At 67.0% G+C, this 20884-nt stretch carries 18 protein-coding genes; 6 read left to right on the top strand and 12 right to left on the bottom strand.

What is annotated here, in order from left to right:
• Positions 1–104: 104 nt before the first annotated feature.
• The 9 genes from C5E07_RS02400 to C5E07_RS19375 all read right to left on the bottom strand — a co-directional run bounded on the left by C5E07_RS02400 (position 105) and on the right by C5E07_RS19375 (position 9234).
• Positions 105–1022, bottom strand: a complete 918-nt coding sequence (locus C5E07_RS02400) for an endonuclease domain-containing protein (protein WP_146080477.1) — start codon at positions 1020–1022, stop codon at positions 105–107.
• A 270-nt stretch (positions 1023–1292) separates the two neighbouring features.
• Positions 1293–2792, bottom strand: a complete 1500-nt coding sequence (gene lysS / locus C5E07_RS02395; RefSeq protein ID WP_104298307.1) for a lysine--tRNA ligase — start codon at positions 2790–2792, stop codon at positions 1293–1295.
• 130 nt (positions 2793–2922) lie between these two features.
• Complete coding sequence (locus tag C5E07_RS02390) at positions 2923–3618, bottom strand: low molecular weight phosphatase family protein (RefSeq protein WP_104240382.1); 696 nt, start codon at positions 3616–3618, stop codon at positions 2923–2925.
• Between the two features lie 114 nt (positions 3619–3732).
• Positions 3733–4587, bottom strand: a complete 855-nt coding sequence (gene panC / locus C5E07_RS02385; protein WP_104240381.1) for a pantoate--beta-alanine ligase — start codon at positions 4585–4587, stop codon at positions 3733–3735.
• Positions 4588–4615: 28 nt separating this feature from the next.
• A complete protein-coding gene (locus C5E07_RS02380) occupies positions 4616–5353 on the bottom strand; it encodes a DUF2520 domain-containing protein (RefSeq protein ID WP_104240380.1) in 738 nt (245 codons plus the stop codon).
• Positions 5350–7842, bottom strand: coding sequence for a PH domain-containing protein (locus tag C5E07_RS02375; protein WP_104298306.1), 2493 nt, complete (start codon positions 7840–7842; stop codon positions 5350–5352). The genes C5E07_RS02380 and C5E07_RS02375 overlap by 4 nt, the downstream gene beginning before the upstream one ends.
• Positions 7842–8327, bottom strand: coding sequence for a PH domain-containing protein (locus C5E07_RS02370; RefSeq protein ID WP_104240378.1), 486 nt, complete (start codon positions 8325–8327; stop codon positions 7842–7844). The genes C5E07_RS02375 and C5E07_RS02370 overlap by 1 nt, the downstream gene beginning before the upstream one ends.
• A 102-nt stretch (positions 8328–8429) precedes the next feature.
• Complete coding sequence (locus tag C5E07_RS02365) at positions 8430–9008, bottom strand: YdcF family protein (protein WP_146080476.1); 579 nt, start codon at positions 9006–9008, stop codon at positions 8430–8432.
• Positions 9009–9087: 79 nt separating this feature from the next.
• Positions 9088–9234, bottom strand: coding sequence for a hypothetical protein (locus C5E07_RS19375; protein ID WP_181057739.1), 147 nt, complete (start codon positions 9232–9234; stop codon positions 9088–9090).
• 256 nt (positions 9235–9490) lie between these two features.
• Here C5E07_RS19375 and C5E07_RS02360 point away from each other — a divergent pair, with 256 nt between their 5' ends.
• Positions 9491–10180 carry a hypothetical protein gene (locus C5E07_RS02360; RefSeq protein WP_104298304.1) on the top strand — a complete coding sequence of 230 codons (690 nt, stop codon included), beginning with the start codon at positions 9491–9493 and terminating at the stop codon, positions 10178–10180.
• 172 nt (positions 10181–10352) lie between these two features.
• Here C5E07_RS02360 and C5E07_RS02355 read toward each other — a convergent pair whose 3' ends face one another.
• A complete protein-coding gene (locus tag C5E07_RS02355; protein WP_104298303.1) occupies positions 10353–11477 on the bottom strand; it encodes a glycosyltransferase family 4 protein in 1125 nt (374 codons plus the stop codon).
• A 138-nt stretch (positions 11478–11615) separates the two neighbouring features.
• Here C5E07_RS02355 and C5E07_RS02350 point away from each other — a divergent pair, with 138 nt between their 5' ends.
• The 5 genes from C5E07_RS02350 to C5E07_RS02330 all read left to right on the top strand — a co-directional run bounded on the left by C5E07_RS02350 (position 11616) and on the right by C5E07_RS02330 (position 19208).
• Positions 11616–12677: an acyltransferase gene (locus C5E07_RS02350; protein WP_104298302.1), complete on the top strand. Its 1062-nt coding sequence runs from the start codon at positions 11616–11618 to the stop codon at positions 12675–12677.
• A gap of 258 nt (positions 12678–12935) precedes the next feature.
• Positions 12936–14765 (top strand): ABC transporter ATP-binding protein, encoded by a 1830-nt coding sequence (locus tag C5E07_RS02345; RefSeq protein ID WP_146080475.1) that lies wholly within the window; start codon positions 12936–12938, stop codon positions 14763–14765.
• Entirely contained in the window at positions 14762–16942 is a 2181-nt protein-coding gene (locus C5E07_RS02340) for a glycosyltransferase (RefSeq protein ID WP_146080474.1), read from the top strand. Before C5E07_RS02345 ends, C5E07_RS02340 begins: the two co-directional genes overlap by 4 nt.
• Complete coding sequence (locus tag C5E07_RS02335; protein WP_104328144.1) at positions 16939–18255, top strand: glycosyltransferase family 1 protein; 1317 nt, start codon at positions 16939–16941, stop codon at positions 18253–18255. Before C5E07_RS02340 ends, C5E07_RS02335 begins: the two co-directional genes overlap by 4 nt.
• Positions 18252–19208 carry a glycosyltransferase gene (locus C5E07_RS02330; RefSeq protein WP_104240370.1) on the top strand — a complete coding sequence of 319 codons (957 nt, stop codon included), beginning with the start codon at positions 18252–18254 and terminating at the stop codon, positions 19206–19208. The genes C5E07_RS02335 and C5E07_RS02330 overlap by 4 nt, the downstream gene beginning before the upstream one ends.
• 31 nt (positions 19209–19239) lie before the next feature.
• Here C5E07_RS02330 and C5E07_RS02325 read toward each other — a convergent pair whose 3' ends face one another.
• Complete coding sequence (locus C5E07_RS02325; RefSeq protein WP_181057737.1) at positions 19240–20376, bottom strand: glycosyltransferase; 1137 nt, start codon at positions 20374–20376, stop codon at positions 19240–19242.
• Between the two features lie 79 nt (positions 20377–20455).
• On the bottom strand, positions 20456–20851 hold the full coding sequence (locus C5E07_RS19115) for a glycosyltransferase (protein ID WP_146080473.1): 396 nt from the start codon (positions 20849–20851) through the stop codon (positions 20456–20458).
• Positions 20852–20884 lie beyond the last annotated feature (33 nt).

The raw sequence follows: 20884 nt of genomic DNA, 5'->3' as shown, positions 1-20884 counted from the left end.
CCCCTCGCCCCTCGCCCCTAGCCGCTCGCCCCCATCGCGCAGAGCTGACTTGTGGTCGTCAACCTCGCGCGAGAACGACCTCAAGTCAGCTCTGGGCGAAGGCCTCAGCGTGGACGCATCGCCGCGCGGAGTCGGGCGAAGAGGCGCGTCGGGTCCTGGATGTCGCGTCGGGTGATCTGGATGACCCTCCAGCCGAGGCTCTCGAGCTCACGTCGTCGCTCGATGTCCTCCACCGCCTTCGCCACGGTGAAATGGTTTTCTCCGTCGTATTCGAGCGCGATCTTCAGCGAGGGGTAAGCGAGGTCGATCCGCGCCACGAACCGCCGCCCGTCGAAGACGCGGTGCTGCAGCACGGGTTCCGGGAAGCGGGCCGAGATGAGGGCGTGGCGAAGTCGGGATTCTCCGGGCGACTCGACCTGCGGTCTGGCGAGTTCGACGGCAGCACGGAGCTGGGCGACTCCAGCACGCTTCGCCCAGGCGTCTGCGACTGCACGGAGCTCGTCCAGCGTGGCCAGCGAGCCGCCGTGGCGCCGTCCGGGGTAGTTGTCCGCGCTCGTGAGGAGCGCATCCGCCTGCACCAGGGTTTCGCGCGGGGTGATCTGAGCGGAAAGCTGCGCCCAGGCGACGCAGGGCGATAGCAATCGGACACCCTCGAACTCGCGGTCGCTGAACAGGTGCGGAGCCAGCCTGATGCCCGTGATCGCGACTCCCGTTGGGACGTGCCGTGGACTCCGCACAGCGACGAATGTGTGTCTGCGCGATTCGATCGCAAGCGGGAGCGGGATTCCCCAGACCCGGCAGGCGGAGACGCTGGCCAACGCGACGTCCCGCGGTGAGGCTCTCGCGTAGGCGAGGTCGGCGTCTCGCGGTGACGTGATCTCGCGGGTGGTTCTGATGCCGCGGTGCGGGCCGGTCGTCGTCGACGCTCTGACCTGGCCTCGCGTGATTCCGCTCTCGAGAGCGTCGGAGTAGCGGAACGTCGTGTTGGCGAACTCGGGTGGGAGCGGCGTCTTGGGTCGCATGCAGGAACGGTAGATGGATGCGCGCGGCTGCGCCCCGCCCATCTCCCCGCCTGTGGAGACGGCACTCTCGACGCCCGACGTGCCTGCAGACTGCCCTGCCCGCGCGCCATCCCCAGCCCGCCCTCGCGCCGCCCCTCGCGCCGCCCCGCGCGATCCCACGCTCCAAAGATGACTTGTGGTCGTCAAACTCGAGGTTTGACGACCACAAGTCATCTTTGGGAAGACTGGGGGCGGGGAGCTACCTCACACGGGACCTACCTCACGCGGGCCCTACTTGACGAGGGGGAACAGCACCGTCTCGCGGATGCCCAGGCCGGTGATGGCCATGAGCAGGCGGTCGATGCCCATGCCCATGCCGCCGGAAGGAGGCATGGCGTGCTCCAGCGCAGCGAGGAAGTCCTCGTCGACGCGCATCGCCTCGGCGTCTCCCCGCGCCCCGAGCGCCGCCTGCTCGACGAAGCGGGCGCGCTGCTCGACGGGATCGATGAGCTCCGAGTACCCGGTCGCGAGCTCGAAGCCGCGAACGTACAGGTCCCACTTCTCGACGACCCCGGGGATCGAGCGGTGGGATGCGGTGAGCGGCGACGTCTCGACGGGGAAGTCCATGACGAACGTCGGGCGCGTGAGACCCTCCTTCACGAAGTGCTCCCACAGCTCTTCGACGAGCTTGCCGTGCGTGGGGTGGTCGACCTCGACCTCGACCTTCGCCGCGAGCGCCTCGAGCTCGGCGAGCGACGTCGACGGCGTGATCTCGACGCCTGCCGCCTCCGACAGCGACGGGTACATGGACACTCGATCCCAGTCACCGCCGAGATCGAACTCGGTGCCATCCACCCAGGTCACGACGTGCGAGCCCGCGACGGCCTGGGCGGCGTTCTGCACCAGCTCCTGGGTGAGGTCGGCGATCGAGGTGTAGTCGCCGTAGGCCTGGTAGGCCTCGAGCATCGCGAACTCAGGGCTGTGGGTCGAGTCAGCACCTTCGTTGCGGAAGTTGCGGTTGATCTCGAAGACCCGGTCGAGGCCGCCGACGACGGCGCGCTTCAGGTACAGCTCGGGCGCGATGCGCAGGAACAGCTCGGTGTCGAACGCGTTGGAGTGCGTCACGAACGGGCGGGCCGCGGCGCCGCCGTGCATGGTCTGCAGCATGGGCGTCTCGACTTCGAGGAACTCGTGGTTCGCGAAGGTCTGGCGCAGCGAGGCGTTGGTCTTGGCACGAGCGACCACCACCTCCCGGGCGACGGGTCGCTGGATGAGATCCAGGTAGCGCTGGCGGACGCGCGTCTCGTCGCTCAGTTCGGCGTGGAGGTTCGGGAGCGGCCGGACGGCCTTGGACGCCATCCGCCATTCGTCGGCCATGATGCTGAGCTCGCCGCGGCGAGACGAGATGATCTCACCGGCAGCGAAGACGTGGTCGCCGAGGTCGACGTATTCCTTCCACAGGTCGAGCTGCTCCTGGCCGACGACGGCGAGCGACAGCATGATCTGGATGCGCGACCCATCACCCGCCTGGAGGCTCGCGAAGCAGAGCTTGCCGGTGTTGCGGAGGTGCACGATGCGCCCCGCGACGCCAGCGCGCTCGCCGGTCGACGCGCCGTCTTCCAGCTCGGTGTGGGCTGCCCGCACTTCCGCGATGGTGTGCGTGATGGGGAGCGTCAGGGGGTAGGGCGCGATGCCCGACTCCAGCATCCGCGCGCGCTTTTCGAGACGCACCTGCTTCTGCTCGGAGGCTTCGGCCTCGGAGAGTGCGTCTTGGATGGGCGCGTCGGCCATTCGGGCTCCTTGCGTTTCGTGCGGCTGAGTGTGGATGCGTTTCCCGGGCGCGACGAATGGCGCTCGGAACCGCACTCCCCCAGTTTGGTGCACTTCGCGCCGTCGCGCGAACCGGCGAGCCTCGAGGAGGCTACGCCGTGCGGGCCTTCGCCCAGTCGACGACGCCCTCGAGGTAAGCGATGATCGTCTCGGCCGCTGGCACGAGCTCGCGGCCCGAGCGCTGGTAGGTCTCGTCCGAGCGGCGGAACGGGTCGACCACGTCGTAGTCGGCGGCGTTCTCGAGCGGAGCGACGAGGCCGCGCAGCGGGGCGGCGGCGGCAACGGCCGCGGCGAGCGCGGCGGTGACGATGTCCTGCTCTGAGGCACCAGCGCCGGCACCGTCTGTGGCGCCTTCGAGCGCTTCGCGGCGCGAGCGACGCGAGCCGTGGCTCGCGCCCGGCGCCTCGTAGGACTCCTCGAGGTCTTCCGCGGTGACCTGGCTCGCGATGTGCGCGAACTCGCGCAGCGTGAACGTGCGCCGCACGACGGAGGGGGCGAGCTCGACGATGCGCTGGCGGTGGTCGCGGGAGAGCGCCAGCACGAGGCCTGCTCCGCGGGCGATGTCTTCCGTGAGCTGCCTCGAGATGTGCGCTTCCGCATCCGTCACCCCGTACTGGGCTGCGAGCGCGAGGGCCTGCTGCGGCATCCCGCTGCCGACGAGGGCACCTGTCCCCGCGCTCTCGACGGTGACGCCGGGCAGATCCCGGAGTCCGTCTCGAAGCAGCTGCTCGGCGAGTGGCGAACGGCAGATGTTGCCCGTGCAGACCGTCAGGATGCGAAAGCTCATGCGTGTGTTCCCCCAGGGGTCGTGGAACGTTCAGCGTAGCAACGAGACGAGCGGGACGCGGCACTCGTGCTGTTCGCGCGCGTCCGGCTGGAGCCGGAGCCGCCCGCGAGCGCCTTAGCGGTACTCGCCGACGTAGGCCGGCATGTTGTCGATGAGGCGTGTGGTGCCGACGCGGGCGGCGACGAGCACGAGCGCCGTCCCGCGGTACGCCTCATTGACGAGCACGAACGTCTCGGGATCGACGATGGAGACGTAGTCCATCTTCACGAGCTTCTCATCCATGAGGGCGCCCTGGGCCTGCGAGATCATCTCGCGGATGCCTCGGTCGCCGTTGGCGGCGGCGGCCGAGAGCGCGCGCACGAGGCTGAGGGCCGCGCTGCGCTCGTCGTCGGAGAGGTAGACGTTGCGGCTGGAGCGCGCGAGCCCGTCTTCTTCCCGGATGATCGGCGCCCCGACCACGTCGATATCGAGGTCGAGGTCGCGGACGAGGCTCCGCACAAGGAAGAGCTGCTGTGCATCCTTCTCGCCGAAGACCGCCACGTTCGGGCGGATGATGTTGAAGAGCTTCGTGACGACCGTGAGGACACCGTCGAAGTGCGCGAGCCGGTGTGCCGCCTCGAGGATGCCCGCGGCGGGTCCGCCGACGAGGCGCGTCTGCTTGATGCCGTTGGGGTACATGTCGCTGACCGCGGGCGCGAACACGTAGTCGACGCCGGCCGCGTCGAGCTTCGCGAGGTCGTCCTCGAAGGTGCGAGGGTAGCGCTCGAAGTCCTCGCCGGGCGCGAACTGCATCGGGTTCACGAAGACGGACACCACGGTCTTCGAGGCGCTTCGCTTGGCGATGTCGACAAGCGAAAGATGGCCTTCGTGGAGAGCACCCATCGTGGGCACCAGGGCGATCGTGTCGGTTTTCCCGACTTCCCGGAGCACTGCTTTGGCTTCGGCGATCGTGGTCAGAACGTGTGGCAAGAGCCCTCCTCGGAACCTGCGGCTGCCGCTACGAGCGCGGGTCCGCCTCAGGAAGCGTACCGTCGAGCGGGTCGAGGCGTTGCGGGGTGGCGTCGGCGAGGGCGTTGTCTGCGGCCGAGCGCACGAGGCTGGAGAGCATGAAGCCGGGGTTCTCGACACCGATTCCGGTGAGCAGCTCCGTGGCCTGCTTGACGATGGAGCGAGTGAACTCCGTCGCCGTGTGGAGTGCTTCCGCGTAGGTTGGGCGGTCCTGCTCGGCGATGACGACCGGCTCCGCGCCGATCTCGACGACGAGGGCCTGCGCGATGGGCAGCACCGGCCGCGGCGCAGTCACTGCGCACCAGGCTTCCTTGAGGCGGTGCAGGTCGAGGCTCGTTCCGGTGATCTCGATCGCGGGATGCACGGCGAGCGGGATCACGCCTCGGTCGAGCGCCGTGCCGAGCACGGCAGTCCCGCGCCCGGCGACGGTGTGCAGGACCAGCTGACCCGCGACCCACGCTTTGGTCTCGGAGAGCTCGAGGACACGTGCTTCGAGCTCGTCCTCGTCGAAGGCGAGGATCACGAGCTCACTGCGCTCGATGGCCTGCCGCTGGGTGAGGTTGGGGGCCCCGGGCAGCATGGCGGATGCGCGCTCGGTCGCTTCGACGGACTCGGTGGCGACGCCGACCAGCGCGTGCCCGGCTCCAGCGAGTGCCGTTGCGACGATGAGGCCTGTGGGCGAGTCCCCCACGAGTCCTATGCCGAGCCGTCCCTCCCGTGTGCTCATGCGTTGCCCTCCGGAGCCTGTCTGCTGTCGTGGCCCGGCTGCTGGTCTGGCGCGGTGCCGTTCTCCCGCTGCTCCCGCAGCTGACGTCGGGTCAATGGCTGCGCCTGGTCGGCGGCACCCGCGGACTCTTGGGCCTGGTCGCTCGCGTTCTGCGGCGCCGCCGTGGGGGCAGCCTCGCGCTCGACTGGCAGGCGGTGCGCCGGCGCGGGGGCGATCGTGGCCGGCGACTGGATGGGAGTCGGGGTCGTGTCGATCGCGGAGTCCACCGACGCCGGCGGCGCGGCGACGGGTTCCCAGGAGACGGGGGCCCAGGCGCCGTTCGCCGGCGCCCCTGGGACGGGACCGATGGACGTGGGCGAGGGCGCCGGAGCCAAAGCCGGAGACGGAGACGGAGACGCTGAAGGACCTGGAGCAGTCGCAGGTGGGCCCGCGCTCTCGGGAGGAGCCGAAGGGCCGACGCCGGCTGAGGTCATGGATCCTGCTGAGCTGGCTGAGCCGAACTGCGCCGGGATCCTCGAGAGATCCGGCGCGGGCGTGGTCCGCTGGGCGGCGATCGGTTCCGCGACGGGCGGTGCGGAGGTGCCGTCCACGCCGCTCTGAGCGAGAGCCTGCTGGTATTCGCGTTCGGCCTGCAGCACGGCGATCGTCTGACTGTCGACGGCGATCCCGCGGCTTTCCGCGTCGGCAACGCGCATGCGCGCGGTTGCGATGGCGCTGAGCGTGGCGGCCTCGCGCCAGCGGTGGGACGTGTCGAGGCTCGCGGCGCGCATGGCGACGGCGGAGACGTCGTCGAAGAGTCGGACGCCGATGTCGCCGTCGACCATGCCGATGCGGGTCGTGACGCCCATGCCGAGCACGGTGTGGGCGTGGAGGTTGACGACGTTCGCGAAGTAGCCCACTGGGCCGCGGTCGAGTCCGATGGACTGCATCCGCTCAGCGGGCACGATGGTGAGCTTGCGTGACCAGGCGCCGAAGCGCAGGTAGAGGGCGCGGCTGTCGAGGCGGAAGCCGTGTCGCCGCCACGAGAAGGGCCGCATCCACGCCGCGCGCTTGGGGGCCGTGACGAAGTAGTCGTCGTCGCCCTTGCTGTACATGCCGAGCTCGATGAGACGGCGCACCTCATCGTTGACGAGCATCGGGAGGAGGAGCGCGAGCACACGCTCGGTCTCAGCTCGCGTGCCGACAGGGAGCACGAGGTTGCGGGTGAGCGCTGCCTGGTTCTGCGAGCCGTCGGAGGAGACCTGCTCGGTGCCTGCGCGGGTGATGCGGACCATCCACCAGTCGAAGGGGCGCCAGAAGAGGGGCTGGGAGACCTGGACGGCGTGGATCCGGCCGGGCGGGACCGTGTCGTTGCTCGTGGTGAGGAGCCCTCGCCCGACGCGCACGCCGTCGGGCGTCGCGGCGATGCTGTAGTTGAGGGATGGCAGGATCTGACCGGCCGTGATGGCGAAGAACACCGCGCCGAGGGGCAGGATCGAGAAGAGCAGCCACCAGAACTCGAAGGTGAAGGTGATGATGAGCCCCGCGATGAGCGTGAGGATGACGACGACGAGCCACGGGTTGACGAGGTTGGCGACGACGAGGCGCCACGGCGGGAGGCGCACCACCGACTGCGGCGCCGCCTCTCCGGGGGCGAGCTCGGGGCTCGTGAGCTCCTCGACTCGCTGCGCGAAGAACTCGGAGGCTCTCGTGCGCAGCTGCTCGGCGGTCGGCGGGCGCTGGGCCGCTCCCTGGCCCACTGCCCCGGCACCGCTCGGCTGGCCTGCGCTCGTCGGCATGTGCATGCCGCCGTTGGCACCTGCGAAACCGGGCTGAGCGGGGCCCTCGAACGACTGGCCGTGGGCTGCGCGCTCGTTGCGCTTCGCCCCTGATGCGCGTTGCAGGATGCCGGCGCGAATGCCGTCGGCGTCGCGGGTGCGGACATAGACGAGCTGGATGTTCGCGTTCTCGCCGGCGACGCCGATCTCGATCTTGGACGCCCCGACGATTCTCGCGACGAGCGGGCGCTGAATGTTGATGTCCTGCACTCGATCGAGTCGCGCCTGACGGCTCTTCCGGAACAGCACGCCGCTCTGCAGCTCGATCGTGGTGTCGCTGACTCGGAACTGCGCGAAGCGCCACGAGAGGTAGCTGAAGAGTCCCAGGAGGATGATGACGAGGAGCGTCCCGAGCGCGGCCCAGAGCAGCCAGGTCTGGTTCTCGAAGACCATTCTCGTGGGGTCGTACTCGGCGCCGCTGTACTCGTCGAGCTGCGGGAAGATGAAGCTCGTGATCGTCTGCCAGGACTGGTTGATGAGGAAGGCGCCGATCGCGATGACGAACACGCCGACTTTGAGGAGCGGTGTGAGCGGGTGGAGTCGATGCCACTCACCGTCGATCAGGTCGGAGCCCTGGCCGAGCGCCGGCCCGGGAGGCTGCGCCTGTGGCGCCCCAGACGGCGGGCCCCCGAACTGGGCGCCGGGTGACTGAGGCGGGAGGTGGGCACTCATCAGAGCCCTGCTCGACGAGTCTCGGCGAGTGCGACGAGGTCGTCCCGGAGCTTCTCGGCGTCGCGCCAATCGAGGCCGGGAATGGTCACGTTGGTGATCGCGGCGGCGGTGACGACCTTGAGCGAGGAGAGCCCGAAGATGCGGGTGACCGGACCGCGTTGGATGTCGACCAGCTGCAGACGGCCGTACGGGATCGCGACCATGCGGCTCCAGAAGAGACCACGGCGGAAGACGAGGTCGTCCTGGCGCAGCTGGTAGCCGATGGCGCGCACGCGTCGCCATTCGAAGGGGATGGAGATGAGGATCAGCAGGAGGATGGCACCAGGGGCCAACGCGATCCAGTTCGAAACGTCCGGGATCACGAGGAGAGCGATGACTCCCGCGAGCGCCACAAGCGCCCAGAAGAACGCCCCGAGGAGTTCAGACCAGATGTACTTCGCGGAAACCCTGCGCCATTGCACGGTGGTGTGGTCAAGCGCGGTCATGCTGCCCCCTCGTTGCGACGTGTCGTCATGCGCCTACCGTATCGAGAACGACCGACATGTCGGGTCGCCCTGCCTGGCATCGGCCGAACTGCACTGTCCGCGTCAGCAGGTCGGTGCGACCAGCGCCTTGATGAATGCCCCGGACTGATACAGGTACTGCCAGGCCCAGTTGGATTCGCCGATGCCGACGCCGTCGTCCGTGGCGAGCACTCCCCCGCCAAGGCAGTCGGTGAAGATCATGCGGGCGCGGGAGATGTGGGTGACGCTCGTGACGATCATGACCGACTCCCATCCTTCCGCGGCAGCCAACCGCTTGACCATGAGCGCTTCCCCTGCCGTGGTGAAGGGTTCTGGGATGAGGCACCGCGTGACGGGCGCGGTGGACGCGTGGTCCGCCCCGACCTCGCACGCAGGGATGTTGATGGCGGAGTCGATGCCGTAGTCGTCGACGGCGATGACGACCGTGTCGCTGTAGCCGTCGGCGGCCAGCTGCTGGGCGGCCTGGATGCGTGCCTCACGCGGCGGACCGAGCACGATGATGGCGTCGACCTCTCGGGGTTCGTCCGTGGAGGGGAAGACGAAGAGGGGAAGTCCGGCTGCGATGACGACGACGAGCAGAGCAAGCGCCACGCCTGCGATGGACGCCACCCGTCTCGCCATCCCCGTTCTGCTTCCGCTCACCAGCACAGGCTACGTGAGCGACGGGACCCGCCTCCGCCGCGCGCCGCGTCTCACTGCCGCGCGCGGTCCGAGCACACCCTCACCCCGGCACCTCGTGGGTGGACGCGGCCTGAGCTGGCGCCGCCACGGCGATGGCGATGATCGGAGTGGCCCAGGCGACAGCGCCCAGTAGGCTGCGCCGTTCAGCGCCCCGCTCCGACTCTGCAGCTGATTCGTGTGTGGACATCGTCGTTCCCCCTTGCTCTCGTGCGCGGGGCGTTTCCCGCGCACCAGGTCGGCCGGCGACTGACCCCCGTCGAGTTCCGACCTCCCGAATCCCCGACCCTACCCGGATTGGCTCGGTCCAGGTATGGGCAGAACTCCCCTGTGGATGCTTCGAGCAGGTGGCCCGTCCGAACGTCGCCGCCGGGCAGGTGCGGTCACGCGGGAACCGGGGGCAGGGCACCGGCCCCGTCGATCGCGCAGGGCAATAGCATTGGCCCATGAATGTCCCGGCGGAGCCGCCTCCAAGACGCTTCCTCGGCGCTGTCGAGCGGCGGCTTCCTGCCACGCTCGTCGAGCATCCGTTGCGCTGGAGCTGGGCGTGGTTCGTGGTCCTGGCGTCCGCGACGATCCTGGGCTGGGTCGCCGACTGGCCGATGCCCGTGTGGGCGGCGGTGGTCGTCGTGGGATCGCTGCCCTCGCTGACGGCGACGGTCGCTCTCCTCCTCCGCACTCCTCGCAGCCACCTCGACGAGCACGACTCGGTCTTCGGTCATTTCTTCGTCCGATTCGTGACGCTCGTGGTGGGGTTCGCGGCGTGGACGATCTCGGTGGTCATGAGCGCGAGCCTCTCGACGCTGCTGCAGCTCATGGCGGAGAACCGCGAGGACGAGATCACCTACTCGGGCATCCAGCTCTTCGCAGGCCTCATGCTCCCGGTCGTGCTGGCGATCTGGCTCGTCTTCCTGCTTCGCTGCGCCTGGTTCCTCGCCAAGCTCCGCGGATGGCGGGAGCACCCATCCCCTGAGCGCTCGCGTGTGCCAAGCACGGTCCTCGCCGAGTTCCCGAGGATGCGCCACGTGGTCGTCGGGTTTGCGCACCCCGGTGCGCTGCTCGCATCCGCTGGGCTCTCGTCGGCTGCAGTCCTCACGGAGGAGACGCTGCGCCTGACCTTCACGATGCTCTTCTAGACCTCTCGGGCCGTGCGCGCGGCCCAGGCGACAAGGGCACCACCGAGGAGCAGGACAAGTGCGGCCCCTGAACCCACCTCGCCCAAGACGCGGTCGACGATCGGAGCGAGCCGCTCAGGGCCTCGCCGAGCCCTGGCCGGGCATCGTCCTGACAGATAGCCAGTCGGAGCGACTACGCCGCATTCCGCCCCGCTCCCGGGGACCGGCGACGGGCCCCCGGCGAGTTCTCCACCCGATCGCGCTCGAGCTGCTCGGCGATCGACTTCCACATCTGGTCGAAGGTGTACCGGTCCTCGACGGCAGCTCGCGCCCTGCGGCCCACCTCGAGCAGCTCGGCTGGCCGGGCGAGAACCCTCTCGATCACCGCGGCAACCCCCTGCGGGTCATGGAGGGGCATACCGAAGTTGCTCACGCCCTCGTCGATGTACTCGCGCATCGCCTCCGTCTCGGTCACGGCGCAGGCTTTGCCAGACGACATGGCCTCGAGCAGCACGCTCTGGCCAGTGGGGTAGGCGAGGTCATGGGTCGGGGTGACGACGAGCTGGGCCGCGAGGAGATTCTGCCGGTGGGTCTGCCCGTCGGTGGGGCCGCTCGTCGTGACGTTCTTCGGCAGGTCCATCTGCTGGAATCGGTGGAGGTGCGAGACGAGGTGGAAGTCGACGTGTGGGAGGAGCCGTGCGGCCTCGACGAGGGTCTCGAAGTCGCGGCCAGCATCGAGGCCTCCACTGAAGACCTGGAATCGCTGCTCGACCGAGGAGTCCGGCACGTACTTCGTGTGCTCGACCCCGAAGTTGATGGGAGCGACCTTCCCACCGGCGCCGATCTGAGCGAAGAGCTCGACTTGGTTCCGTGAGAAGACGAAGATGCGATCCACACCCGCCACCGTTCGCGCGATCTCCTCGCGCCGCGCAGCCGAGCCGGTCTTCAGCTCCTCCCCCCACCAGCAGGAGACGGCGGCGAGTCGCGTCTTGGCATACGCGGTCAGGCCCCGGCGCTTGAGCGCGGCCGGAAGCACAGACTTGTCTTCGAGGATCGCCAGGACAGCATCCGCCCGCCGCGCCGATGCCAGCCCCCGGATAGCGAGGTCGGCGGGGACACCCGTTCGGTGCTCGACGACGTCCTTGACCTTTCGGTGCACCCGAGAGCTCGGCATGCGAACCGTGACCAGGTTGGCGTACTGGCCGAGCAGCTCAGCGCAGTAGGGCCCTCGCAGCTGATCGCCGGGCGAAGTCCCCGAACGGATCGAGGGCAGCCCGTCGTGGTCGAAGAGGCCCAGGATGGTGATGTTGTTGTTCACAACCTCAGCCTAGAGACACCGCGGCCATTTTCTCCCATCTTGTATGCTCGGGCGCATCTTGTTGCACACCAGGCGCTAGCCTGAGTGCGCAAACGCGTCCACCCCCCTGAAGGCGCGCGTACTTCTTGAGGGGGATCCATTTCATCGACACGATTCAGAGAACTCGATGGGCTGCGCGGCCTTGCGGCTGCTGCGGTCGTCGTAGGTCACTTCACGACCACATTCTCCGTTCACTACCCGACGGCGCCGGCCAGCTCCTTCGAGCTGCATCACGGCCAGTTCGGAGTTCAGCTCTTCTTCCTCATCAGCGGGTTCGTCATCCTCATGACCGCCGATCGGGCCAAGCGCGCTTCCGACTTCGCAATCTCACGGTTCGCCCGTCTCTACCCGGCCTACTGGATAGCCGTGGTCATCTCGGTCGTCGTGGGCGCGCTCGCCAACGTTCCGGGAACGCAGCTGACGCCGCTCCAGACGCTCCTCAACTTCACGATGATCCAGCGGCTGCTGCTCGTTCCTGACGTCAACGGCGCCTTCTGGACGCTGGCGGTGGAGATGCAGTTCTACATCATCGTCTTCCTCGTGCTCCTACTCACCAAGTGCAGGCTGACGGACGTGCTCCTGCGATGGTTGGTGGCGGCCTGGCTCGTCATCGCGGTCGGTTCGGCCGTCGTGGCGGCAGTCCTTGCCCCCGGCATCGACATCACGGCCGCTCCAGTTCCGGTCCGCGCGATGGTCAACGTCACCCTCGCGGAGTACGGGCCGCTGTTCTGCCTCGGAATGCTGCTCTTCATGGCCCGCAGGAACCAGCGGTTCGAGTGGCTGACGATCCCGGCCTTCCTCGCCGTCGTCGTGTCTGCCGCCCTGCTCCACTCGCCGAGCTACGCCGCGATCGTTGCCGGCATCAGCGTCTTCTTCGCTTTCGTCGCACTGCGCACGTCGACTCCTCCGCTTCGGCTGAGTCCCCTGCTCTGGCTCGGGAAGATCAGCTACTCGCTCTACATCGTGCACGTCGTCGTCGGCTACGCGACGATCGATCTCCTCTGGCCGCTCATCGGACGCGACCTCGCGGTGCTCGTTGCGATGCTCGTGGTCACCGTTCTGGCCTGGGGCCTGTATTCGCTCGCCGAAACCCGCATCACGCCAGCTCTGCGACGTTCATTGCTGCGCCGGGCTGACGGACGAGGAAGGACCGAGACGTGAGCCATGTGAACACGTTGAGCATGGCCGTTGGCGCCAGTCTCGGGCCGACCTGCTCCTTGGCGCGTTCTCGCCGGCGCCTCGAGCTGCACGAAGGCCGGCCTCCGCGACGATCTGCCGAACGTCGCGGCGCTCCTCTCCCGAGTCGGGGCCCGGATGTAAACCGCGACTTCTGGAAATTGCACGTGATTTCGCGGGTGATATCCTCCGTTCGGGGCCAGCTGATGCTGTCGGCTCTTCACACACCGAAGTCCACTTGAGGTGACTACGATCTTGCTATCTAAACTGCAGCTCATCTTCTCCAAGGGGGCTCGCCGGAAGTTGATCATCGGGCTGATCGGCTCGGTGATCGTCGCACTCGCTGAGACTGGGTCGGTGCTCCTCGTCGGTCCGCTCTTGGCCATCCTCGCCGGCGGCTCCACGACAGAGGGCATGCTGGGCACCGTCGCGACGCTCTTCGGGAACCCCACGCCCGAAGTACTGATCATGTACCTGCTCGGAGGGGTGGTCGTCGGCTTCGTGCTGAAGGACATCTTCTCGATCGCGTTCCGCTGGTGGATTCTGGGCTTCATCAACCGCGAACAGGCCCGAACGGCTACGCGAATCCTCAACTACTACCTGCATGCGCCGTACAGCCTCCATCTCGGTCGAGGCACGGCTGATCTCCTGAGGACCATGGGCACCTCCGTCGGCCAGCTCTATTCGCTCGGCGTGATCGCGGCGCTGAACGCCATTACCGACAGCATCACGATCGTGGCGCTTCTTGTGTCGATGCTCATCGTCATGCCCCTGCCCACGTTGATGGCCTTCGTCTACTTCGGCATTGCCATGTTCGTCTTCGCCCGAGTCATCCGTCCGCGTGCGGAAGCGGCTGGCCGGATGAAGATGGATGCTGCAACACATGGTTATCGCGCGGCCCTGCACGCCCTTGGCGGCGTCAAGGAGATCAAGATCCGCAGCGCTCAGCCGCACTTCGTCAACGTCTACGAGAAGGTCGAGCTCCAGCACGCGCAGGCTCTCCGCCTCGTCGGCTTCCTCGCGGAGGTTCCGAAGTACTTGCTGGAGGCGCTGTTCATCCTGGGCCTGGGCGGGCTCATCATGTTCCTGCTGAACACGGGCGGCGGCATTGCAGCGGTGACCTCGATCGGTCTCGTCGGAGCCGCTGGCTTCAGGCTCCTCCCGTCGCTCTCTCGTCTCCTCGCCTCGATCTCGAACCTGCGCGTCGGAGCCCCCGCGCTCGACGAGGTCTGCACCGAACTCGAACGCGCAACAGAGTACGAGACGAGCGCGAACCTCGCGGCCGCCAACGACGGCACGCTCGATTTCTCTCACACTCTCGAGGCGAAGAATCTCGGCTTCCGCTACGAAGACGCCTCGGAGAATGTCCTGAGCGACATCAACCTGACCATCCCAGCAGGTTCGACGCTCGCGCTCGTCGGATCAAGCGGTGCAGGTAAGAGCACCCTCGTCGACATCATCCTCGGGCTCCATCGCCCCACCGCAGGCACGCTCACCGTTGACGGGCAGGACCTGCGCGACGACCTCGTCAAGGCCTGGCAGCACCACGTCGCGATGGTTCCGCAGGAGGTCTTCCTCCTCGACACCAGCCTGCGGGAGAACATCGCGTTCGACGCCACGGCCGATGAGATCGATGAGGAGCTCCTCGCCGAGGTCGTGCAACGAGCACAGCTGCAGGACCTTGTCGATTCTCTGGAGGGAGGCCTCGACTCCTCTGTCGGCGACCGAGGCTCACGGCTTTCCGGCGGTCAGAGGCAGCGCGTGGGCATAGCTCGTGCCCTCTACCGGCGCCCTTCGCTTCTCGTGCTGGATGAAGCGACTTCAGCTCTCGACAATGAGACAGAGCACAAGATCATCGAGACCATCGACGGGCTCAAGGGCGAGGTGACCGTCGTCATCGTCGCTCACCGGTTGTCCACGGTCCGCGAAGCAGACGCGCTCGCCTACATGAAGAACGGGCAGGTCGCCGGATACGGCACCTTCGAAGAAGTGCGCTCCAGCAACGCTGATTTCGCTCGTCAAGTCGAGTTGGGCCTGCTGAAGGTCACCGACAGCGATCCCGTGACTCCGTGACGCGGCCTCAACCTCTTGAGACGCGCGTCGTCATGCTCGGCGGCGCGGTCCCGTACCCGGGTGTTCGCCACGCGGGCGGCCTGTACGTCCACCACCTGACGCGGTCGTTGTCGGAACACGGTGTGGTCGAGGTGATCGCTCCGGACCACACCGCGAACCAGAAGGCGCTCGAGCATGTGGACGCGCGCGTCGCAGCGCACCTGGTCGGCCGATGGGCGTCCCCCAGCTCACGACAGCGGCTGCTGCAACGCGGCGTCGGGATCGTCGAGAGGGGCTGGAGGCGCGTCGATCCTGCAGCACCCCCACTCGGCATCCTCGTGAGCCTCTACTTCGATCCGCGGGTGCGCGAGTCCGTCGCGAGCGCCGACCTCGTCGACCTGCAGTGGTTCGAGTTCATTCGCCTCGCCCCGCACATCCGACGTCTCAATCCGAGCGCATGGATCGTGGGCACCTTCCACGATGTGCTCTCGCAGCTCTACGCGCGTCGCGCTGACGACGGAGGCCTCGGGCGGTGGCGGCGCGCTGAGACCGTGGCCATCGCCGCGGAACGTCGCTCCCTCCGGCACCTCGACAGCGTCCTGACTCTGAACGAGAAGGATGCGGAGCTGCTGAGGCGACGCGGAGCGACCGAGGTCGAGGTCATCGACCCGCCTCTCTCCCCAGTTGCACTGCCGACTCGTGACGTGGACAGCGCCTCCCCGGAGGTCGTGTTCGTCGGATACTTCGCGCGGCAGGTGAACGTCGATGCGGCGACCTGGTTCATCGATCAGGTCTGGCCGGAGGTCATCGCCGCGGTTCCCCACGCCCGGCTCACGCTGGTCGGCCTCGACCCGGATGGGGCTCTGGCTCCTCTCGTCTCGCGGGCGGTCCAGGTGACCGCGGCGGGATTCGTCGACGAGCTGTCGCCGGTCTACGCGCGAGCCGCTGCTGTGGTCGTTCCGCTCCTCTCAGGCTCGGGTGTGAAGTTCAAGACCATCCAGGCGATGACGCACGGCGTGCCGACGATCTCGACCTCCGTGGGCGCCGAGGGGATTGCGCACAGCGACGAGCTGGAGGCGGTGACGGACAACCCCGCAGCGTTTGCGGGGGCCGTCGTCGGGGTCCTGCGCGACCAGCGAGGCGCCGACCTCCGAGCCGACGACCTCGCCGGGAGACTCTCGGCGACCTACGGCGAAGAACGGTTCAGGGAGACAGTGAAGAGAATCTACGGCCAAGACGAGCCACAGGCAGCCATCGACACGGACTCCGTGACGGTGGTCATTCCCTACTACGGGGAGCCGACGGACACGCTCAACCTCATCGAGCAGCTGCGCGGGCAGGACGGTCTCGCCGAGATCATCGTCGCCGATGACGCGTCTCCCGTCCCCTTCCCCCAGCAGCCGGGGGTACGACTCGTGCGCCGCGAGGCCAACGGCGGGTTCGGCGCCGCAGTGAACACCGGCTCAGAACTGGTGGAGACCGACCTGATGCTGGTCCTGAACAGCGATTTGGAGGTGGGCGCAACGTTCATCCGCGACCTGCTCGATGCCGCTGGACCACTTCCTACCGCGGTCGTCAGCCCTCAGGTGGTGAAGTCGAGCGGCGAGCCGGAGTGGACCGCTCGCCAATTCCCCCGCATCAGACACCACGTGGTCGAGTGGCTCTCCCCGCTCGCGCGCTGGCGCCACCTTCCTGCACTGCAGCGTGCCGTTGGGCACGTGACTGCGCTCACACCAGGGGGCAGCGACCGAGTCGACTGGGTCATCGGTGCCGCGATGCTCCTTCCCGTCAGGGATTTCAGGAGTGTCGGAGGTTTCGACGAGCGGTACTTCATGACGTCCGAGGAAGTCGATCTGCAGCGGCGTCTCCTCGCACGGGGCGTTCCCTCCTACGTGGCGAATACCGTCACCGTCACGCACGTCGGTGGCGGATCGTCGGACACTTCTCTGCGGCGGCAGTGGCTTCTGACTGCTCGGCAGCGCTACGTGAACAAGTGGGGCGGTTCGGTCGCCTTCACGACATCCCTGGCGCTGGCGAGCCTCGTCAACTTCGCGGTGAACGCCCCCCGGCAGCTGACCGGACGTGACCTCGACGCGCGCGCGACGCTGCGATACGAACTCGGCCTCCTCCGGACAGCGAGGCAGCAGGCGAGCCAACCGTGGCACCCGTCGACCCGTATCCGAGCGGAGCACGCATGACCGCCAAGACTCCACGCACGGTGGCCCTTCTGGGGACCAGGAAGGCCGCGCACCTCGCGAAGGGTGCGCTCGGCAAGGTCCACGGCGCACTCGCGGACGTAGAGGCCCACCTCAGCAGGCGGATAGATGCGGGTGCGGGAGCCTCCGTCACGCCGGACCAATTGCTGGCGAGTCGCTTCGCCGCCTTCCGCCCACTCCACGCAGCCCCGCCAGCGCCCGGTCAGCGCCCGTCGGTCACGGTGTTCGGCTTCTTCAACAGCAGCGGCTTCTTCGGCGGCATCGCGACCCTGCTCAATTTCAGTGCGACCGTCGCCAACCACCTCGACTACGACCTGCGCTTGGTGCACACCACCTCGTTCGACGGTGACCCGGACGTCGCCGGCTTCCTCAGGAACCAGGGCATCGATGTCGACCCCTCGCGCATCCACTTCGTGAACGCAGCTCACCGCCGGGCCGCCGGCGCCTCGCTCCCCCTGCACCCCGACGATCTGCTGGTGGTCAGCGCCTGGTGGGACGCATTCGCGGTGGATCGACTGGCACATGACCGCCCGTATGTGTACCTCATCCAGGACTACGAGCCGATCTTCTACAACAACGGCGACCAGCAGCTCTGGGCTTCATCGACGTACGAGTCAGTGAAGTTCGTGCCCGTCCTCAACAGCTCGATCCTGCACGACTACTTCCGGACGACTCCGCACCATCGCGTCGCGGCCGAGGCGCTTGTCTTCGAGCCAGCGGTGCGAGTCCCCAAGCGAGAGTCGACGCTCGTCGAGCGACCTGGCAAGAAGCGCCTCTTCTTCTATGCCAGGCCAGAGACTGATCGGAACCTCTTCTACACCGGCCTGCTCGCCATCGACCAGGCATTCGAGGAAAGCGCCGAGCTTCGTGACAACTGGGATGTCTGGCTCGGCGGAACCCACACGATCCCCCCGCTGCGGCTCAAGAGCGGACTCGAGTTGCAGCGGCTGGGGAAGATGTCGTTCGAGGACTACCAGCAGTTCACGCTGACCGCAGACCTCGCCATCTCCCCGATGCTGGCACCCCACCCGAACTACCCGACCCTCGAGTTCTCCCGCCTCGGGACGCCAGTCATCACGACCTCCTGGGAGACGAAGATCGACCTCGACCGCTACTCCGAGATGATCACGCTCGTCGAACCGACCGTGGCCGCGATGTCGCAGGCCATCATCGAGTGCGCGACGCGCGAGACAGCGCAGGAGGGCGCGGGTCCGAAGACCGAGGAGTCCTGGACACAGGCACTCGCTGAAACTGCCGCGACCGTGACCGCTCTGCACAGAGGCGCTCTCGGATGATCGCGCACGATCTGACCCTCGTCATCGTGGGCTACAAGCACGAGCGCTACGTCGGAGACCTGCTGCTCTCTCTCCAGCAGCAGACGATCTTGCCCAGCCGGATACTGCTCATCGACGACGACCCAGCAGGAGAGACCGCGGACGCCGCCGAGGTGTACCTCGAAGAGAACCCTCTTCACGTGTCCATTCAACGCAACCGGGTCAATCGAGGGCTCTGCGCGAGCCTGAATTCCGCGCTGTCGACGATCGATACAGAGTTCTACGCATACATCTCTGCCGACGACTGGATGCTCCCGACCCGCTTCGAGCGCCAACTCGAAGCGATGGCCGGCGCCTCCGCAGATGTCGCTGTCGTCTACTCGAACGCACTCCGAGTCGATGAGCACGGAAAGCAGCTCGAGCGCGACTTCAAGACTGAATACGCGTGGCCTCCTCGACTGAGCGGGTCTGTCTACAGTGAGCTCTGCGAGTACAACTGGTTGCCTGCGCCCTCGGTCATGCTCCGGACTCAATCGGTGAAGGAAGCAGGAGGCTATGACCCCGATCTCTTCTTCGAAGACCACGACCTGTGGATCCGGCTCGCACTGAAGTCGGACTTTCTCTGCGTCGACGAGCCTCTCGTCGCTTTCCGCGAACTCGGGTCGTCGCTTGGACACCAGCAGTTCCACACCACGAATCCCCGCTTCGTCATGGCGTATCTCCAGATATTCTCGAAACAACTCGGGATCACGCCCGAACTCGACGCTGAGATGGAGAATCGCATCTGGACTCTGGCTCTGCGTCTCTGGCGCATTGAAGGACCGACGCCACGAGTCGTCGACTACCTGAAGACCTCCTTCCGTTCAGCTCCGAACCGGGTCACCGCACGGGTGTACGTTCTCTTGGCTCGTGCAGGGGTTCGAGCAACGGCAGTAGATCGCGTTCGAGGGTTCCTCCGCGCTCCGCGCGCCTAGGAGTTCGCGACCGTTCGCTTCGGAGGCGAAGCTACGACGCGCCAGCGATCGCTCGAAAGTGGTTCACTCGCTCGTCGAAGGTGGTCTCGAAGGGGACAGCCTCCATGAACGAGAGTCCACGGCGGGCCTGAACCTCGAGCTCCATCGGCCCGGTCGCGAGCCGTTCAGTCACTGCTGCCGCCGCGACCACGTCTGGTCTTGCTACGGCCCAGCCACCACCGCCAGCGGCCAGCAGCGGCGTGAGCGTCCTGTTGTGAAAGCCGAGGACAGGAACCCCCGAACCCATCGCCTCGAAGTACGTACTCGCCGAATCCCCCTGAACGTGCGGCAGGAACATGAGGTCGACCTCGCTCCGCACAAAGGGCTTCCAGTCCTTCTCGAAGTCCATGAATCCCGCGAAGCGCACATTCTTCGACTCGAGCCGGCGGAGCTCCGGTTCCAGATTTCCTGATCCGATTATCGTGAACTCGAAGCTGATCGATCTCCGTTCGAGTTCCGCGATGAACGGCTCGATCAACCTCACTCCCTTGATCTCGGTCAGACGGCCCGAGTACGCGATTCGCAACGGCCGATCGCCATGCCTGTGCTCCCGACGGCTTGCGGCAGCCATGTCACCTGCACGCATCCTGTGATCGAAGTACATATGCGTGGAGGGGTTCACGGCCTTGTAGTGCTCGGCTGCCGAGTGACCGTTGCACTGAAAACCATCGGCTCGGGCCGCGAGGGCATCCAGACGCCTCGTGCGCCGAAGCGCGCCGACTCTGATGCGGGCCCGGTCGACAGCTCCACGGGCCGTGACGAGACCAACCTCAAGGCGGACGGCGGGCGACCAGTCGTCAGTGAAGATGACCTTGAAGTGGTGGCCGAGAAGCGACTGACTCAGCGGTCCCACCACTGAATGCATGACCAGGTCAGCCCCGAGTCGGGAGAGGGCGGGCGCGTCAACTTGTGCGATGAATTCGAGGTCAGCGGCGAGATCGTGATCGGCCCACATCATCTGGGGGTCGTCTTCCTCGGCGAGAAGAGGAGCCTCGAGCGAGGACACGAGCACCTTGCCCGGCCACCTCTTCGCGTACTCGGCCAAGCCCGTCATGGATTTCGCGAATATGCCGAGCTTGCCATCCGCAGTCACACGAAGCGGGCTGTCGTTGAGGTAGAAGAATCTCACGGGCATTCCTTGGAGAAGGAGGTGGACAGGATGGGTGTCGACATTCGATGTTCACCAGCACGGCGATGAAACGCAGAGCTCACTTCGACGTGGAAGCCGAGCGTCGCCGCTGGAGTCGATTCGAGATCTTCACGGTGAGGATGCGCAACACACGCTGCCACCGCTCCAGCGAGCCGATGCGCTGACGCTCGACTCGACCACAGAGGGCTGCCCACTCGTCGACGAGCTTCACAAGCGAGTACTCATCGGCGCGGCGTGCCGCCCCGAGGCGGATACGCTCGAACGCCTCGGGTTCAGCCCGCAACCGTGCGAGCGTCGCTGGAAGCTCTCGAGCGTCGTTGATCAGCAGGCTGTCCTCTCCCGGGCTCGCGAGCTCGAGATACGAGGCCTCGCCGCTGATAATCGGCACCGTGCGGGCATTCCATGCGTTGATGAGCTTCGTGGGCGGCTTCCGCACATCGGCGTTGTCGACCATGCTGCCTCGGATGCACAAGGTGAGATCAGCGTT

It is taken from the genome of Pseudoclavibacter sp. RFBJ3 (assembly GCF_002931375.1).
Lineage (GTDB): Bacteria > Actinomycetota > Actinomycetes > Actinomycetales > Microbacteriaceae > Pseudoclavibacter.
Note: the sequence above shows the minus strand (reverse complement) of the source record. Positions and strands in the feature narration are given on the sequence as shown.

Bases quoted from the DNA above. Each gene is read 5' to 3' on its own strand.
- C5E07_RS02400 (WP_146080477.1), bottom strand. From the start codon at position 1,022: ATGCGACCCAAGACGCCGCTCCCACCCGAGTTCGCCAACACGACGTTC.
- lysS (WP_104298307.1), bottom strand. From the start codon at position 2,792: ATGGCCGACGCGCCCATCCAAGACGCACTCTCCGAGGCCGAAGCCTCC.
- C5E07_RS02390 (WP_104240382.1), bottom strand. From the start codon at position 3,618: ATGAGCTTTCGCATCCTGACGGTCTGCACGGGCAACATCTGCCGTTCG.
- C5E07_RS02380 (WP_104240380.1), bottom strand. From the start codon at position 5,353: ATGAGCACACGGGAGGGACGGCTCGGCATAGGACTCGTGGGGGACTCG.
- C5E07_RS02375 (WP_104298306.1), bottom strand. From the start codon at position 7,842: ATGAGTGCCCACCTCCCGCCTCAGTCACCCGGCGCCCAGTTCGGGGGC.
- C5E07_RS02370 (WP_104240378.1), bottom strand. From the start codon at position 8,327: ATGACCGCGCTTGACCACACCACCGTGCAATGGCGCAGGGTTTCCGCG.
- C5E07_RS19375 (WP_181057739.1), bottom strand. From the start codon at position 9,234: ATGTCCACACACGAATCAGCTGCAGAGTCGGAGCGGGGCGCTGAACGG.
- C5E07_RS02360 (WP_104298304.1), top strand. From the start codon at position 9,491: ATGAATGTCCCGGCGGAGCCGCCTCCAAGACGCTTCCTCGGCGCTGTC.
- C5E07_RS02335 (WP_104328144.1), top strand. From the start codon at position 16,939: ATGACCGCCAAGACTCCACGCACGGTGGCCCTTCTGGGGACCAGGAAG.
- C5E07_RS02330 (WP_104240370.1), top strand. From the start codon at position 18,252: ATGATCGCGCACGATCTGACCCTCGTCATCGTGGGCTACAAGCACGAG.
- C5E07_RS19115 (WP_146080473.1), bottom strand. From the start codon at position 20,851: ATGGTCGACAACGCCGATGTGCGGAAGCCGCCCACGAAGCTCATCAAC.